This window comes from Psychrobacter sp. CR212, from assembly GCF_059693765.1.
This window is the reverse complement of sequence record NZ_JCATIF010000011.1, coordinates 1-1,455: the sequence shown is the minus strand read 5'-3', so window position 1 is coordinate 1,455 and position 1,455 is coordinate 1. Positions and strand designations below refer to the sequence as shown.

1 rRNA gene is annotated in these 1,455 nt (G+C 49.3%); it reads right to left on the bottom strand.

Annotated elements, in window-relative coordinates:
- Nucleotides 1-156: 156 nt before the first annotated feature.
- Nucleotides 157-1,455: ribosomal RNA gene (locus AC58CZ_RS13215) — 23S ribosomal RNA — on the bottom strand; the annotation flags it as partial.

Below are 1,455 nucleotides of genomic sequence, written 5' to 3'. Positions count from 1 at the left end.
GCTATTGTCGTCAGCAAAGGGGGTTAGATATGAGTCTGTTTGTGTGACTTTTGATAAGTACCACGTAACCTAACTGAATCAAGGTTAAAGGTGATATCGAAATATTTTCTGTCTATGACAGATAATTAGACTTGATACAAACCACTTGGGTGTTGTATGGTCAAGCCAAACGAGCAATTAGTACAGGTTAGCTACACACATCGCTGTGCTTCCACACCCTGCCTATCAACGTCCTAGTCTTGAACGGCTCTTTAGGGAAATCTAATCTTGAGGTGGGCTTCCCGCTTAGATGCTTTCAGCGGTTATCCCATCCGAACGTAGCTACCGGGCAATGCCATTGGCATGACAACCCGAACACCAGTGGTTCGTCCACTCTGGTCCTCTCGTACTAGGAGCAGATCCTCTCAAATTTCCAACGCCCACGGTAGATAGGGACCGAACTGTCTCACGACGTTCTAAACCCAGCTCGCGTACCTCTTTAAATGGCGAACAGCCATACCCTTAGGACCTGCTTCAGCCCTAGGATGAGATGAGCCGACATCGAGGTGCCAAACACCGCCGTCGATATGAACTCTTGGGCGGTATCAGCCTGTTATCCCCAGAGTACCTTTTATCCGTTGAGCGATGGCCCTTCCATACAGAACCACCGGATCACTAAGACCTACTTTCGTACCTGCTCGACTTGTGGGTCTCGCAGTTAAGCGCGCTTTTGCCTTTATACTCTTCGACCGATTTCCGACCGGTCTGAGCGCACCTTCGTACTCCTCCGTTACTCTTTAGGAGGAGACCGCCCCAGTCAAACTACCCACCATACATTGTCCTCGGTATTGTGATACCTGAGTTAGAACCCCAACATGACCAGGGTGGTATTTCAAGATTGGCTCCACCAAGACTAGCGTCTCGGTTTCAAAGCCTCCCACCTATCCTGCACAAGTCAGGTCAAAGTTCAATGTAAAGCTGTAGTAAAGGTTCACGGGGTCTTTCCGTCTAGCCGCGGGTACACAGCATCTTCACTGCGATTTCGATTTCACTGAGTCTCTGCTGGAGACAGCGCTGCCATCATTATGTCATTCGTGCAGGTCGGAACTTACCCGACAAGGAATTTCGCTACCTTAGGACCGTTATAGTTACGGCCGCCGTTTACTGGGGCTTCGATCAAGACCTTCGCTTACGCTAAGCCCATCAATTAACCTTCCAGCACCGGGCAGACATCACACCCTATACGTCCACTTTCGTGTTTGCAGAGTGCTGTGTTTTTAATAAACAGTTGCAGCAGCCTGGTATCTGCGACTGCCAGCAGCTCAAGGAGCAAGTCCTATCACCACCAACAGCGTACCTTCTCCCGAAGTTACGGTACCATTTTGCCTAGTTCCTTCAGCAGAGTTCTCTCAAGCGCCTTGGTATTCTCTACCTGATCACCTGTGTCGGTTTAGGGTACGATTCGTTTATAACTAT